A 15,951-nucleotide genomic window follows, 5' to 3' on the forward strand; every position below is an offset into this window, starting at 1 on the left:
TTACCACGTCAAAGATAATAAACTACATTAATTATAATTTGTTATAAACTAGTCACTGACATGGTGAATCACGGTGAAGCTACCTCATTCGGCAGAATGCAACGGTCGGTGATGAGTACCTTGGGTCTTCGTGTTCTTGCCGAATATCACCTCCCTTGTTAGCTGACGTTCCGATCGTCGTCCGTCCAGAAGCGTTGGCGGGCCGCTTTCTTGTCGAGTTTGCCGACCGTCGTCATCGGGAGGTCGGTGGCGAACTCGACCGTCTTCGGTTTCTTGTAGGCCGCGAGGCGTTCGCCGACGTGGTCGACGAGCTTCCGCTCGGTGAGGGAATCGACGTCATTTGCGACGACTACGGCGTACACCGACTCCCCCCAGTCATCGTCGGGGACGCCGAACACGACCACGTCCTGAACCGCTGGATGGTCGCCGAGCACGTCCTCTACCTCTTTGCTGTAGACGTTCATCCCGCCCGAGATTATCACGTCTTGCTTGCGGTCGAGCAGGTACAGGAATCCGTCCTCGTCGATACGACCGATGTCACCGGTGTACACCCACCCATCACGCAGCGTTCGCGCCGTTTCGGCCTGCTGCTCGTGGTAGCCTTCGAATGCGTAGGGAGCCGAAACCACGATCTCCCCCGGTTCGCCCTGGGGTACGTTCTCGCCGGTTGTGGGATCGACGATGCGGATATCGGTCAGCAGACAGGGCTGGCCTGCCGACTGGAGGCGCTCTTCGTGGCCATCTTCGATAGCCACGGCGTGTTCGTGGCGACCCATCGTGGTGATGAGATTCGGTACCTCGGTCTGGCCGTAGAACTGGACGAACACCGGCCCCAACACGTCGATCCCCTCGCGTAGTCGGTCGGGGCGCATCGGTGCGGCACCGTAGATGACCCGATCGAGCGACGACAGGTCGTAGTCGCCAACCCCGTGGTCGAGGAGGCGATACACCATCGTCGGCACCATGAACGTCCACGTCACGTCACGGTTCTCGATGGCGGCGAGCGTTCGCTCCACGTCGTACTCCCGTTGAACGACCGTGGTCGCGCCAGCGAGCAGGTTCGCCCAGAGGAACGTCCCGCCGGAGTGTGAGAGTGGCGTGACGAGCAATCCGGTGTCGTCCCCGTCGAAGCCGAGTTCTGCCAGATGTGCGTAGAGGTTCACGGCGAGGCCACCCTGCGAGTACAGCACGCCCTTCGGTTCGCCGGTCGTCCCTCCAGTGTAGAAGTGGCCGGCCACGTCGTTCGGCGAGACATCGACCGCTGGAGCAGTCTCGTCGCTCTCTGCGATCAGTCGGTCGTACCGGCGGAATTCGGCGGAGTACGTCGGAGCATCACCGTCGGTACCGCCGACGAGTACTATCTCCGGCGATTCCGACAGGGAGTCGACCACCGTCGCGACCGTCTCGGCGTTTTCGGCGTCGCACACCACCGTTTCAGCTCCCGAATCGGTCTGGATGTGATGGACCTCTTCGTGTGACAGCATCGGATTGAGTGGGAGCCGAGCAGCCCCCGCCTTCACGATAGCGAGATCGACCACGACGTATTCCATCCGATTTTCGAGCAACACCGCCACCCTGTCCTCGGGTTCGACGCCTGACTCGACGAGTGCATTGGCTAGTGCAGTCGACCGAGCGTCGAGGTCGGCGTAGGAAAGATGTCTGCTCGCTCGGCCTGAAACGCGTTCCGGCCTCGGCTCCACGACGGCAGTTCTATCTGCGTACTTCCGGAGCGCCCTCTCGAACAAGGCCGGGAGCGTGAAAGACGTGGTGGCGTCGTGCATACCGGCTCTTGCCACCAAGATTGGATAAATGCTTAGCTCTGCCAGCCCGTCGTTCGGTGGAGACGAAAAGGAATCCAGTGAACTGCACGCTATCAGTCGGTGGTGGAAAGTTCCGTGTCGCTGTCGGTAGCGAGTGTTTCCTCCATCAGGTACCGCTCCCAGAGCACGAGGAGGCTCGGGAGGACGACGACACTTGCGACGAACGCGTAGACGATGGCAGTGCTGGTGACGAGCCCGAATCGCTGTAGTGACGGAACCAGCGCAAACAGCAGGACGCCGAAACCGCCAGCAGTGCTGACGGCGCTCGCCAGTAACGCTCCGCCAGTGCCAGCGACGGTGGCATCGAGCGCCCTGAGTGCGCTACCAGTTCGCTGACGTTCCTCGACGAAGCGTTCGCTGATGTGGATGGCGTAATCGACACCGATGCCGATGGCGATGCTGGCGATGATGGCCGTCTCGCTGTTGAACGGTATCGAGAGGAGGTACATCGTGCCGAGGATCCACGACAGCGCGAACACGACCGGAACCATCGTCACGGCACCGAGCGAGAGCGTGCCATACCGTCGGTAGAAGATACCGGTGAGGAACGCGAGGATGACGCCAAGCGTGATGAGGAACGTCTCGACGAGCGTCTTCAGCAGGTCTTTCTGAACGATCTCCGAGATGATGGGCTGACCGGTCGCTGTCGCTTCCAGTGGGGAGTCGTTCTCGATGGTTTCGGCGACAGTCCGCATCTCGCGAGTTACGAGGCTCGTGTCGGAGCCACCCCTGATGGCGACGCTCACTCGGAGTGCCTGGTACTCACCATCGGAACGGTAGAAGACGGCTGCTGCTCGGTCGGGAGCGGCAGCGTAAACCGCATCGTAAACGGCCTGTAGGTTCTGTTCGGGGATACCATTTCCGTCGGCGTCGTTGCGTTCGACCACGGTTGCAACGGTTTCGTTGGTCGCAGCCGTCCGTTCGATAACCGACAGGGGACTCTGGACGCTTGGCTCGCCGTTTGCGAGCGAGACGGCTGTTTCACTGTCTCCGATCTGATCGTTGCCTGCCGCAAGTCGCTCCAGCGTCCATGGGTTCGTCACGGGACCTTCGACCAGAATCTCCACCGTCGAACGGTCACGAGACTGCACGAAGTTGTCGTTGAGGTAGATGACGTTCTCACGGAGCGAGTAGTCGCTGGGGGCGAACGGTTCGGGGAGCGAGTCCATCCATTCGGGCGATTCGCGTGGCAGGAAGTCTTCCTGATTGAGCGAGGTGTCGATATTCGTTGCGGCGTATCCGCCGCTGGCGCTCACGAGCAGTGCGAAGACAACGATGGCGACCGGGATTCGCCGAGCGCCCGCGGTTCCGACGCCGACGAGCCTGTTCGCGACCCCGCTGGTTCCGAACGCGCGCTTTCGCCGGTCGAAACCGAATCTTTCGAGCAGCGCTTCGAGTTCGACCTTGACTGTGGGGAGCAGCGCGGCGAATACGATGAACGCGGAGACGATGCCAGCGGCACTGACGAGGCCGAACTCAGCGATGGAGTCGATCGGACTGACCGTGTTCGACAGGAAGCCGACGGCAGTCGTGAACGTCGTCGCCGCGAGCGCGACCGTCACGCCAGCGAGTCCGACGCGCATCCCCTCGCGTGGTGTCCGATCCGAATCCTCCACTCTGGCTTCTCGATAGCGCATCACGACGTGAAGTGCGTAGTCGATGGACAGCCCGATGAGCAGGAATGGGACAGCGATGATGATCTGCGTCACCCCGATACCAGCCCACCCCATGAATCCGCCCATCCAGACGAGCACGAGCACGACGCCGCCGACCGCCAATGCGACGTCGAAGAGGTCACGGTACGCGATGACGAGCACGAGCAGGATGAACGCTAACGCGATAGGTGAGATGAGCGCGAAGCTCTCACCAGTGGCCTGTCCGGATTCCTCGTCGACGATTCCCGCGCCGAACACGAACGTATCGTCGCTCACCTCCTGTGTGGCGATCTCACGGGTAGCGAGTTGTGCGTCGATGACCTCCTGTGGAAGTTCGTCATCTTCCTCGACGTGCTGGAAGACGAATAGCACACGTGCCTCCGCAGTCGTGCTTCCGGCTTCGTAGTCCGTCGTCAGTAACGTGTAGGGATCGACAGGGCCAGACTGAGCGCGCTCAGGATCGAGCACCGTCGCGGTCACCGATTCGACTTCGGCGGGAGACATCGACTCCAGTTGTGCAATCTGCTCGTCGAGCGTCGGCAGGCGCTGCGGTGAACCCGCCTGTCCGTCACCCGCACTTGCGTTTTCGGCGGTGCTTTGGGATCGCCCGTTGCCCTTGGAAGCCTCCTGATGAATCGCCGCGATAGCGATCTGGTTGGCGAGACCGACGGTTGCCTGCTCCTCGGCGAGCGTCGCGTTGACCGTCTCGTTCTCGTGAAGTGCTCGCTGGAATCGCAGCGTCTCCAACAGGGACGCCTTCGAGAGGACGTTATCGCCACGGACGACCACCTGCATCGCGGTGGTGTTCTCCTGTTCAGTCGAGAAATTCTCCTGGACGTACGTGAGTTTCTGGGCTTCGGTCGAATCGCTGCCGAAACTGGCGATGGTCAGTCCAGACTCGATATTGCCCGCGCCACTTCCGACGAGAACGGTCGCCAGGAGTAATACGAGAAGGACAGGACGACTATACCGCATCAGGGCGCTTGCATACCTCGATACAAGTCCGGAAGTCATATTGCTAGCTACCAGTGTTCGGAGCAAATATAAGTGTTTGTAGATTTCTACTACAAAATATCGATCGCCCGGATACGCTCGGTCGTCGAGACAGGAAGTATCTTACTCACCAAGAGCAGAGAGGAAGACAGGAGATGAGCGCACACGAAGCGGTCGAAGCGTTGCAGGAACTCGGACTGTCGAGCTACGAAGCCCAAGTGTTCGTCGCGCTCCAACAGCTCGGAACCGGAACGGCACAGGACGTGAGTCAGGTGTCGGACGTTCCGCGGTCACAGGTGTACGGCGCTGCCGATGCCCTCGCCAGCCGTGGGCTGCTCGAGGTCGTCGAGTCCGCGCCGAAGGCCTTCCGCCCCGTGAGCCTCTCGGCTGCCCGTGAACAGCTGGCCGCGCGCATCGAACGCGAGCAGGAGCGAGCGTTCGAGAATCTCGAAGCTATCGAAGGTGAGCAAGACAAAATCGCCGACGAAGGAACGATATCGATGCTTCGCGGCCATCAGCCGATTCACGAGCGAATGGTCGACCTCATCGCGGCTGCCACCGAACAGGTCGTGTTCGTCGGGGCGACCAACGAGTTGCTGACCGACGACATCGCAGCCGTGCTTCGTGACCGCGCCGCCGCGGGCGTCCTCGTGATGGTCGCGACCCGCGACCTAACAGTCCAGGAACGATTCGAGAACGACGTGGTTCGCGTGATGGTCGTCCCCGATACACATCACGGCGGGTTCGCTGGCCGGACGCTGCTCGTCGATGATGCGACGGTGCTTCTCTCGGTTCCGACGGAGGACGACCACCCGGAACCGTTCGAGGAAGTCGCGCTCTGGACCGCCGACACCAGCATCGGTCACATCCTCGCGCGATTCATCCACGCCGGGATGCAGTCCGGCCTCGACGAATATCCCGTCGATGCGAGTCAGGAAGAGAGCGACGAACGGATTTGAAATCGAGATGGTTCTTTGCGGGGTGAGCAGCGAGCTGCCTCAGAGCAGTGACTCGGCTATCTTGTCCTCAGCGTCCTTAGTAGCGACGTATCCGGCCTCTGTCTTCTTCAGAACGCCAACTCGTGCCAGATGAATCAGATGAGCGGACGCTTCACCCGGCCCGTGGAGGACGTGAATCCCCTCCAGCGCACCGAACAGTTCGGCACTCACCGTCCAGGCGTCCACCGGTTGCCTCTCCTGAACGACTCTGAGGACGCGTTCCGCGCGGTCCCGGTGATGGTCGATGATCTCCGTAGCTCGGGCTGCCGGTGTCTGGATCGGGTCACGATGTCCGGGGTAGACCCGGTCGTACGCCCGATCCACAACCGTCTGGAGCGTGTCGAGGTAGGTGGCAAGCGGTGTCTCTACGCGAACGTCCGCCCCGCCGATGTTCGGCGTGTACTTCGGGAGGAGCACGTCGCCACCGTACAGGATGCGACGATTCCCCACCTCGAATTCGAGACCAGCCTGTCCCACAGTATGCCCCGGAAGATGTTCGACGGTTCCTGTCGCATCTCCGACGGAGAACGTGTCACCGCCCGTAACGGGGGCCACGTCGACCTGTTTGCCGCGAACATGCCTGTGCATCTCGAAGAACGTGTGGAGTTCGTCTCGTTTGGTCTCGGGCATCCCCCACGTCTCGTACAGCGGGTCGTGTCGCTCGATCTGGGGCTGCCAACCAGCAGCACCCTGGGCAACCAGCGAGGCGTCAGCCTCGTGGACGTACACCTCCGCCCCACTCACCTCCTGGAGTTCGCCAGCGAGACCAGCGTGGTCGGCGTGCCAGTGAGTGAGGAAGATGCGGTCTATATCCTGGAACGTGACATCGTGGTCGGCGAGGCCAGCGGCGAGTTGCTCGCGGGTGGTATCGGTCGCAACCCCCGGATCGATCAGGATGGGGTCGGTGTCACCGAGCAGATACGCATTGTTGTTACCTTCGAATTCGGTGTTGTCGAGTGAGATTCGATGGACGTGCATGTGGTTTCCAGTAGGTATCTAGCTGTAAATCGTCCGTCGATTGTATACGTTCGTCTCACGGAAATCTCGGTCGACGCCTATCATAGAATACGACGTTCCACCGTTTCTCCCACCATACCCCTTCGAGTCACGTCTACTGTCCGACGCCGAGTATTTAAGTCCCGTCTATGTTCGGGCATATACCGATAGGACAGTGTGGCGTAGTATCCTTCGTGATCGAAGATGGGGTCAAATGCATGTGGTTTCTGGCGAAACGACGGTTGTGAAGGAACCCCCCACTGTCCACCGCGATGTCCTCGATTCGTGGGCAAGTACGGGACGCCATACCTCATCCTCCCTCTGGGCGAGGATTTGGACGCGCTCGTATCGATGTATCTCGAATTCGACCCACAGTACCGTTCGCTCGGCCTCCCACCGAAGGAGGAGAAGGAAATCGTCGTGTGGCTCGAACGACTGCACGAACGTGGTACGAATCTCGTCGCCTGGGACGACGAACGCATCGTCGGGCACGCGGGGTATGCACCCAACGACGGCGACGTCCCCGAATTCGTCGTGTACGTCCATCAGGATTACCACGGACGCGGTCTCGGCACCGAGTTGACCAAACACGCGGTTGCCCACGCTGGGGCCGCCGGGCACGATGGGCTGAAACTCGACGTCGACGGAAAGAACGAGCCAGCGGTCGCCATCTACCGGGCACTCGGCTTCGAAGTCGTCAAGCGACACGCGATGGAATTAGAGATGGTTCTCTCCTTCGAAGATCCAGTCGTCGAGCAGGTGAGTCTCGCCCCCGCGATCCGACCATGACACAGTTTACGTCGGTCGCCATTTCAGCCGACCAAGTAAACGACCCCTGCCACCGGTCGGTCATCGGAACATGTTCGTGGGTAGGGCCTTACCGCCAGCACTGAAACTTCCAACCAATAAATTCCATGGAATCCGATTACACCTGTTCATTCTGGCGACCCGACGATTGCGAGGGAACGCCCCACTGTCCACCGCGATGTCCTCGGTACGTCGCACCCGACGGTTCGAGCTACACCATCTACTCACTCGAAGACGCCATCGAGGCGACGAACGAACGACTGGAGCTGAAGACGGTTCCCCCATCGACCGATCAGACGCTCGTCGCCATCGACGACGGCGGTGGCGTCGCCGGATACGCAAGTTACGAACACGCAACCGATACGGGGACGATAGAACTGTCTCACGACACCGAACCAGTGGTCGGGACGGAACTCGGTCGTCACCTGATCGCCCACGCTGTCGACCGTAACGAAGTGACGCTGACCGTCCACGGGCCGGAAGCGTCCCTCTCTCGGCTCGCGGCGGAACTCGGTGAGGCGGCGGAATTCGATGTGGAGGCAGAGCTCAGCGATCCGACGAGATTCGGGGAGAGGATAGATGTCGGTGAATCGATGGACCCGGTTTTTGGTGGATCTTCCCTGACTGTCGATCTCGATTCCGATGCTGCCGTGCGAACGACCCGGTCGCCCGACAGTCGTGCCGACGTTCAGGCGCCACCGGACATCTCGGCAGTCGTCGATCCCGAAGCGGTCGCCGTCGTGGGTGCGACCGACCGAGAGGGGGCGATCGGTCGCATCGTCCTAGAGAACCTCATCGAGACGTTCGACGGCGACGTGGTGCCTGTGACCCCCACTCGGGACGAAGTCTTGGGAATCTCGGCTGCACCTTCGCTCTCACAGGTAGACAGCGATGCCGTCGATCTCGCGGTCGTCGTCCTCCCGGCAGCTGCTGCACTCGATGTCGTCGAGGAGGCGGGTATCGCAGGGATCGATGCAGTAGCGGTTCTCTCTGCCGGGTTCGGCGAGGGTGACGCGGATGGTGTCGAACGTGAACGGGCACTTCGCGAGCTCATCGGCGAGTACGGACTGAAGGTCGTCGGGCCGAACTCGCTCGGCATTCTGAGTACCCGCGCTGGACTCAACGCGAGCTTCGCTCCCAGCTTGCCCGATACCGGTGGCGTCTCCATCCTGAGTCACTCCGGTGCGATGGTGACGGCGATCCTCGACTGGGCCGAAGCCCAGGGTGTCGGCGTCCGAGATGTCGTTTCGCTCGGCAATGGGGCTGGTATCGACGAAGCGACTCTCCTCCGTCATTGGGGTGCCGATCCGAAAACCGACGTCGTCCTCACCTACCTCGAAGACGTCGCCGACGGACGTGCATTCGTCGAGACCGCACGGGAGGTGACGCGGTCGACTCCCGTCGTCGCACTGAAGTCGGGGCGCAGCGACGCCGGCGCGCAGGCAGCAGCCTCGCACACCGGTGCGCTCGTCGGCGACGACTCGGGGTTCGACGCCGCATTCGATTCTGCTGGAGTGGTTCGCGTCCGCTCACAGCAAGAACTGTACGACCTCACGCGCGCGCTCGAACGTCAACCCTTGCCCCCAGGAGATCGCATCGCCGTCGTGACGAATGCTGGAGGCCCAGGTGTGCTCGCCGCGGACGCGGTCGCCGATGCTGGTCTCTCACTAGCCGATCTCTCCCCGGAAACGGAGCACCGACTACGCGAACGACTCCCCGGTACCGCAACCGCGTCGAATCCGGTCGACGTTCTCGGTGACGCCGACGTCGAGCGATTCGCCGAAGCGTTGGATGTGGTTCTCGCCGACCGGGGCGTCGATGCTGCAATCGTCGTCTCGACTCCCCACCCGCTCGTCTCGCAGTCCGAACTCGCAGCCGCGATCGGTGACGCCGGGCGGCGACACGGCACGCCGGTAGTGACGTGTTTTTCGGGTGGGCCACTCGAACAGTCAGTTCGTGACGCGCTCGCCGAAGCGTCGGTTCCGAACTACTCCGACGCTGAGCGAGCATCCCGAACTCTCGCGTCGATGGTCACCTATGCCAAGCGTCGACGGCGGCCAGTCGAGTCGTCGAAACCGATTCGAACCGACCGAGAACGTGTCGAGTCGGAACTGATGCAAGCAGTGACGGATGGCCGTTCGACGCTCGGTGTCGACGCAATGGGTGTCCTCGAAGCGTACGGCATCTCGACGCCGGACGAGGAGTTCGTCCGGTCGAGAGACGAAGCCGTGTCGGTGGCCAACCGCCTCGGTGAGCGCGTCGTGTTGAAAATCGCCAGTCCAGATATCGCACACAAGACCGACGTCGGTGGCGTTCGCGTCGGCGTCCCGACCGAAGAGGTGGGAGCAGCCTACGACGACCTGCTCGAAACCGTTCGAGCGAACGCTCCGGACGCGACGATTCGCGGTGTCCTCGTCCAGTCGATGATTCCGGACGGTCTCGAATGTCTCGCTGGTGTCACCCGGCACCCACGGTTCGGGCCGCTCGTCACGTTCGGTCTCGGCGGCATCTTCGTCGAGCACCTCGAAGCCGTCGTCCACGCACTCGCACCGCTTTCGCACGCTGACGCTCGTGACCTCGTTCGTTCCATCGACGCCGCTTCGATATTCGACGGTGCTCGCGGAAGCGATCCGGTCGATGTGGACGCACTCGCAGACGCACTGGTCAGACTTTCGTGGCTCGCGGTGGAGTTCCCCGCCATCGACGAACTCGAGATCAATCCGCTGATCGCAACTCCGGACGGTGTTATCGCACTCGACCTGCACGCTCATCTCGACGAAAATGCGACGGGAGGTCACATCCGAACTATATCATCCCTCGACTGAGCCGAACGTTTTTAATCAGTCCGACCAAGAAACGATAATGGCAGACGGTGAGAATATCGAGCCGCCCCAAGCGTTCGCCGAGCAGGCAAACGTCGACGTGGATTCTCGTGAGCGATTTGATCAGAAATGGCCCGAGGCGTGGGCTGAGGCTGCGGAACTCCTTTCGTGGGACGATCAGTACGATACTGTCTTCGAAGATGGGCAGCCGATGGCGTGGTTCTCTGGTGGTCAACTCAACGCTTCGTACAACTGTGTGGATCGCCATCTCGATGACCGGAAGAATCAACTTGCCCTGATATGGGAGGGGCGACGAGGTGAGCGTCACATCTACACCTACCTCGACCTTCACCGCGAGGTCAACGAGTTCGCGGCCGCGCTGCGCGATCTCGGCGTCGAAGAAGACGACATCGTCACGCTCTATCTCCCGATGGTGCCGGAGCTTCTCGTGGCGATGTTAGCATGTGTTCGCATCGGTGCTGTCCACAACATCGTCTACGCTGGCTTCTCATCCGATTCGCTAGCGACGCGGATGCAGCGCACGGAATCGAAACTTCTCGTCACCTGCGACGGCTACTACCGACAGAACGACGCCGTGAATCTGAAAAATCAAGCCGACAATGCCCGACTGGAAATCGAGGCCGACCTCCAAACGGTCGTTGTGAACCGACTCGGAAGTGAACCTCATCTTGGGGACGAATCTTACCGCTACGATGACCTGCTAGCCGCGCACACCGGTCAGGAGGTCGAACCGGTGGTTCGCGACGCTGGAGATACCTTGTTCCGCATCTACACTTCGGGGACGACCGGTCAACCGAAAGCGGTCGAGCACACTACCGGTGGCTACCTCGCACAGGTCGCATGGACGACCCGCACCGTCCTGGACGTCACGCCAGCAGACACCCACTGGTGTGCCGCTGATGCCAGTTGGATTACGGGGCACTCGTATGCCGTTTATGGCCCGCTTGCGCTCGGAGCCACTACGTTACTGGTCGAGGGAGCCGTAGACTCACTCGATCAGAGACAGCCGTGGGGGCTGATCGAGCGCAACGCTGTAGACGTCTTCTATACGTCACCAACCGCAATCCGGTCGTTTATGAAGCGCGGTACGGAAGGGCCGAAAACTCATGACCTCTCTAGCGTGCGTCTGCTGGGAGCCGTCGGTGAGCCACTCGAACCGAGTGTCTGGCGATGGTATTACGAGCACGTCGGCCGCGGTGATTGTCCGATCGTCGACACGTGGTGGCAGACCGAGACCGGAGCCATTCTCATCTCGACGGTGCCCGGTGTCGACGAGATGAAACCCGGCACGGTGGGGCCGCCATTACCCGGTATCGAGATCGAAGTCGTCAACGAGTCAGGCGACCGCGTTGACCCGAACGAAGATGGATATCTCACCATCACCCGGCCATGGCCTGCAATGTCCCAGTCGCTACTGACCGACGGAAGGGGTGCTGCGACAACCCCTAGTGACGATTGGCGCTACTATCCCGAGGACAGTGTCCGTGTAGCTGAGGACGGTTATGTGACCGTTCTCGGACGAACAGACGGCGTCATCAATGTCGGTGGGCGGCGCTTCTCAACGCTCGAGTTAGAATCTACCATCGTAGACGTAGAGGGTATCACCGAAGCGGTAGTCGTCGTTGGTAATCATCCAACACAGGGGCGAGCCATCCATGTGTATGCGTGCTGCGGTCGCAACCACGTGAACTATGACGACCTCCGTCGACGCGTCAACGAAGCCGTCGAATCGATCGTCGGCGTCACCACACCACAGGAAGTCGTATTCACGCCTGAACTCCCAAAGACCCATTCGGGCAAGCTAATACGTCGGATCCTGGTGGCGGTATCCAACGACGAAGAGCTAAACGACACGAGTGCACTCAGAAATCCCGAAGTTGTCGGTGAACTGCTGACGACAAACCATTCGGACTAATTTCGTTTTACCGGTGAGCAACGAAATGTTGTGGCCGGTCAGAAAAACGAGACACATATCGACCACTCATTTTCCGCCAATTCCGGTTGATACTACCATAGAATTTATTTCGCTTTCGTACAGACAACCGAAACGATGGCGGACGAAGTAACCGAGGCCGACTACGAGCGACTTCGGCGTGCTACCGAGACCTATCGGGAGGATCTCGTAATCAGACTCGGAGGCGAAGTCGGCGTTCGTCCGTCGGAAATAGCTCGACTGTACCTGAGCGACGTTGAGGAGCACGGTGACCACTATTTTCTGCTAGTTCGTGAGGGAGATGGGAACCGTGAGGCGTATTTACCAGCGGATGTCGAGCACGATCTCCGAAAATATTCGCACGCGAAGGGCGTCGGTGAGGATGAACGACCATTCGACGTGACGGGCCGCCGGTTGCAGATGCTCGTCTCTGAAGTAGGAGAACGCGCTGGTCTCGATCTCTCCTCACGCGACCTCCACCGGTATTTCGCCCGCTCACGCATTCGGGAAGGCGTCCCTCTTCACGTCGTTTGCAAGGTCGGAGGATGGAACCGCCTCGATAACCTCAACGCGCTGTTGACCGATCTGAACCGCGAGACCATCGCTGGGGCATTCGCTGGTGGACAGCCATACAATCACCTCCGGCGGACGGTGGCAGTTGTTACCGACGTGGGGGAGGCGCTAGCGGACGCTGAGACTCGCCAAGCCGTCGAAGAGGCCGTTTGCAAACGGCTCGTGGACTCCGAGGGCTATCATTTCGCTGTGCTCGCGGCAGGCGAAGGAGAGTTCGTCTACCGTGCGAACAACGGTATCTCCCCCGAACGCGCCGAAACACTGGTGAACGAGTCCGTTCAGGAGGTGGTCGAAACCCACGAGGTTCAGGTTCGAACGGAAGACGTCCCTTCTCCTGCAAGGGCGGTCGCGTACATCCCCTTGATACACGGAGACCGTAGCTTTGGTGTCATCGCCATCGGTCTGGAGACTGATCTCAGCGCGCTCGAACATGACGTGCTGGGCGTGCTTGGCAGACAGATCGGTCAAGCGTTGGCCATTGTCGACCACAGGCGACTACTGGTGGCAGACATCGTCACCGAACTGGAGTTCCGTTCCCGCGACGACCGTGATGTGTTCGCGGCGCTATCGGCAAGCCTCGATTGCCGAATTCAGCTTTCGGGAATGGTTCCTGCTGACGACTCTATTGTTTGTTTCGCCACCGTGGAAGGTGCTGATGCGGCCGAAGCGCTATCGATCGCCAATGACCATCCTGTCGTCAAGGACGTTCGCCTCGTCGAGAACCATGGCGGTGGCGGCGTCATGGAAATCGTCCTCTCGACTGCCCCATCCCGTAAAATCGTCAAACGCGGCGGTCGCATACACGAAATCACTGCCGAGAACGGCACGGCAACGCTAATTGCCACAGTCAGTGGTGATGCCGACATCCGGAGAACAGTCGACGCCGTCACCGGTTCGTTCCAGAATGTGCGACTGGCAGCGAAACGGGAAATTGAACGCCCGGTCGAGACGGTGGTAGGGTTCCGTGAACGACTGGACGATCGGCTGACAGACCGTCAGAAGACGGCGCTACAGGCGGCGTATTTCGGCGGGTATTACGAGTGGCCCCGTAGTTCGACTGCGGAAGAGCTGGCTGACACACTCGATATCTCCTCACCGACACTCCACAACCACCTCCGAAAGGCTCAGCAGAAATTGTTGACAGCGTTTTTCGATGGAACCAAGGGGTAAACAGCTAGCCCGATGTGAGCAGTTGGCCGAAAACTTACATGGTCGAACAAGAACGGCTGGAAATGCCGAATTTTCAGGACTCGTCGCGGTTAGAGTCGTGAAACCGAACTCGATTCGACGTTTGGGATAATTAGCTAGCCCGCTTATGTGGATATTGTTGTTTGCCACGTGTGCACATGCCAGAGGAAGTAGAACTCGAAGCACGGCTGGCCGAACAAGAAGAGTTCGAACCACCGGAATCGTTCGACAAGCAAGCGAATGTCTCGAATCCGAGCGTCTACGATTCGTTCGCGGAGAACTGGCCCAACTGCTGGACGGCCGCCGCCGAGATGCTCGATTGGGAACGGCGATGGGAGAACGTGCTGGACGACTCGAACCCGCCGTTTTATGAATGGTTCACCGGTGGAACGCTGAACGCATCAACTAACTGTCTCGACCGTCATCTCGATGATCGTGGCGACGAGGTAGCCATCGAATGGGTGAGTGAACCTACCGACGAAGACAATCGCACGTACACCTTCCTCGATCTTCATCGCGAGGTCAACGAGTTCGCTGGCGCGCTGCGCGATCTCGGCGTCGAAGAAAACGACATCGTCACGCTCTATCTCCCGATGGTGCCGGAATTGCCAATCGCGATGTTGGCATGTGCTCGCATCGGTGCACCTCATTCAGTCGTGTTCGCCGGGTTCTCAGCTGATGCACTCGCCACACGGATGAATTCCGCCGACTCCGAGTATCTGGTCACATGTGACGGCTACTACCGGCGCGGTGAGGTGCTCGAACACAAAGCAAAGGCCGACGACGGCCTTGGTGATGTTGGACACGACATCGAAGACGTCGTGGTTGTGGATCGAATCGACGATTACGATCACCCAATGGACGTGAACCACCACGACTACGATGACCTCGTGGCCGAACAAGAAGGAACCGTGGTCGACCCGGTCGAGCGAGACGCCGAGGACATGCTCTTTTTGATGTACACCTCCGGTACGACCGGCCAACCGAAAGGGGTCAAACACACGACCGGAGGCTACCTCTCCTACGTGACGTGGACCTCGCAGGCGGTGCTCGACATCGAACCCGACGACACCTACTGGTGTGCCGCCGACATCGGTTGGATCACGGGTCACTCCTACATCGTCTATGGGCCCCTCGCACTCGGAACGACGACGACGATGTACGAAGGGACACCCGATCATCCCGACAAGGGTCGCCTGTGGGAGATCGTCGAGGACTACGACGTGAGCCAGCTCTACACTGCGCCGACGGCGATTCGTGCGTTCATGAAGTGGGGTTCGGACTATCCCAACCAGCACGACCTCTCGAGCCTCCGTTTGCTCGGATCGGTCGGTGAGCCAATCAACCCGCGAGCATGGAAGTGGTACTACAAGCACATCGGCAACGAGGCGTGTCCAGTCGTCGATACGTGGTGGCAGACAGAGACGGGCGGCATCATGGTTACGACGCTCCCCGGAGTAGACAAGATGAAACCTGGCTCTGCTGGTCTCCCCCTCCCCGGATTAGATGTGCAGGTCGTCGATGCTGGCGGGGAAGCGGTCGATGCCGGACGTGCTGGATATCTCACTGTGCAGAAGCCGTGGCCGGGGATGCTTCGGACGCTCTACAGGAACGACGAACGGTATATCGAGGAGTACTGGGCCGAGTACTCCGATACCGACTCCGACGATCCCGAGGATTGGGTATACTTCCCGGAAGATGGAGCGAAGAGAGACGATGATGGCTATATTACGATATTGGGGCGCGTAGACGACGTACTCAACGTCTCCGGCCATCGCCTCGGGACGATGGAGATCGAAAGCGCCATTGTCGGCGTGAACGGCGTCGCAGAAGCTGCCGTCGTCGGCGGTAATCACGAAATCAAGGGCGAGGCGGTGTACGCCTACGTCATCACCGAGGACGAGTACGAAGAAAACGAGGAACTCCGTGAGCGTATCGTCGCAGGCGTCGAGGAGACGATCGGTTCCATCGCCCGGCCCGAGCAGGTGATTTTCACGCCCGAGCTTCCGAAGACCCGGTCTGGTAAGATAATGCGTCGACTTCTGGAGGACATCGCTAACGGAGACGAGTTAGGTAACACCAGCACACTGCGGAACCCCGACGTTGTCAGAGGGATTCAGCAGACTGTGCAGGCCGATTGAGAGT

9 protein-coding genes are annotated in these 15,951 nt (G+C 60.2%); 6 read left to right on the top strand and 3 right to left on the bottom strand.

Annotated features, from left to right (window positions below):
• Positions 1-158: 158 nt before the first annotated feature.
• The gene (locus ACR3FE_RS23055) at positions 159-1,781 is read right to left on the bottom strand and encodes an AMP-binding protein (RefSeq protein WP_458210145.1); all 1,623 of its coding nucleotides are present in this window, start codon (positions 1,779-1,781) and stop codon (positions 159-161) included.
• Positions 1,782-1,873: 92 nt separating this feature from the next.
• A complete protein-coding gene (locus tag ACR3FE_RS23060) occupies positions 1,874-4,489 on the bottom strand; it encodes an efflux RND transporter permease subunit (protein ID WP_458210147.1) in 2,616 nt (871 codons plus the stop codon).
• A 134-nt stretch (positions 4,490-4,623) separates the two neighbouring features.
• Between ACR3FE_RS23060 and ACR3FE_RS23065 the strand changes: the two genes are divergently transcribed.
• Positions 4,624-5,427, top strand: a complete 804-nt coding sequence (locus ACR3FE_RS23065) for a TrmB family transcriptional regulator (RefSeq protein WP_458210148.1) — start codon at positions 4,624-4,626, stop codon at positions 5,425-5,427.
• A gap of 39 nt (positions 5,428-5,466) precedes the next feature.
• On the opposite strand, the gene ACR3FE_RS23070 is transcribed toward ACR3FE_RS23065, so the two are convergent.
• Positions 5,467-6,444 (bottom strand): MBL fold metallo-hydrolase, encoded by a 978-nt coding sequence (locus ACR3FE_RS23070; protein ID WP_458210150.1) that lies wholly within the window; start codon positions 6,442-6,444, stop codon positions 5,467-5,469.
• A 222-nt stretch (positions 6,445-6,666) separates the two neighbouring features.
• On the opposite strand from ACR3FE_RS23070, the gene ACR3FE_RS23075 reads away from it, so the two are divergent.
• From ACR3FE_RS23075 to acs, 5 genes are all read left to right on the top strand, one after another.
• The gene (locus tag ACR3FE_RS23075) at positions 6,667-7,251 is read left to right on the top strand and encodes a GNAT family N-acetyltransferase (RefSeq protein ID WP_458210151.1); all 585 of its coding nucleotides are present in this window, start codon (positions 6,667-6,669) and stop codon (positions 7,249-7,251) included.
• Between the two features lie 125 nt (positions 7,252-7,376).
• Positions 7,377-10,094: an acetate--CoA ligase family protein gene (locus ACR3FE_RS23080; protein WP_458210152.1), complete on the top strand. Its 2,718-nt coding sequence runs from the start codon at positions 7,377-7,379 to the stop codon at positions 10,092-10,094.
• Positions 10,095-10,131: 37 nt separating this feature from the next.
• Positions 10,132-12,027 carry an acetate--CoA ligase gene (locus ACR3FE_RS23085; RefSeq protein ID WP_458210153.1) on the top strand — a complete coding sequence of 632 codons (1,896 nt, stop codon included), beginning with the start codon at positions 10,132-10,134 and terminating at the stop codon, positions 12,025-12,027.
• A 135-nt stretch (positions 12,028-12,162) separates the two neighbouring features.
• On the top strand, positions 12,163-13,788 hold the full coding sequence (locus ACR3FE_RS23090) for a bacterio-opsin activator domain-containing protein (protein ID WP_458210155.1): 1,626 nt from the start codon (positions 12,163-12,165) through the stop codon (positions 13,786-13,788).
• A gap of 176 nt (positions 13,789-13,964) precedes the next feature.
• On the top strand, positions 13,965-15,947 hold the full coding sequence (acs, locus tag ACR3FE_RS23095) for an acetate--CoA ligase (RefSeq protein WP_458210156.1): 1,983 nt from the start codon (positions 13,965-13,967) through the stop codon (positions 15,945-15,947).
• Positions 15,948-15,951 lie beyond the last annotated feature (4 nt).

The organism is Haladaptatus rarus, assembly GCF_054177585.1.

Bases quoted from the DNA above. Each gene is read 5' to 3' on its own strand.
- ACR3FE_RS23080 (WP_458210152.1), top strand. From the start codon at position 7,377: ATGGAATCCGATTACACCTGTTCATTCTGGCGACCCGACGATTGCGAG.
- ACR3FE_RS23075 (WP_458210151.1), top strand. From the start codon at position 6,667: ATGGGGTCAAATGCATGTGGTTTCTGGCGAAACGACGGTTGTGAAGGA.
- ACR3FE_RS23060 (WP_458210147.1), bottom strand. From the start codon at position 4,489: ATGACTTCCGGACTTGTATCGAGGTATGCAAGCGCCCTGATGCGGTAT.
- acs (WP_458210156.1), top strand. From the start codon at position 13,965: ATGCCAGAGGAAGTAGAACTCGAAGCACGGCTGGCCGAACAAGAAGAG.
- ACR3FE_RS23065 (WP_458210148.1), top strand. From the start codon at position 4,624: ATGAGCGCACACGAAGCGGTCGAAGCGTTGCAGGAACTCGGACTGTCG.
- ACR3FE_RS23090 (WP_458210155.1), top strand. From the start codon at position 12,163: ATGGCGGACGAAGTAACCGAGGCCGACTACGAGCGACTTCGGCGTGCT.
- ACR3FE_RS23055 (WP_458210145.1), bottom strand. From the start codon at position 1,781: ATGCACGACGCCACCACGTCTTTCACGCTCCCGGCCTTGTTCGAGAGG.
- ACR3FE_RS23070 (WP_458210150.1), bottom strand. From the start codon at position 6,444: ATGCACGTCCATCGAATCTCACTCGACAACACCGAATTCGAAGGTAAC.
- ACR3FE_RS23085 (WP_458210153.1), top strand. From the start codon at position 10,132: ATGGCAGACGGTGAGAATATCGAGCCGCCCCAAGCGTTCGCCGAGCAG.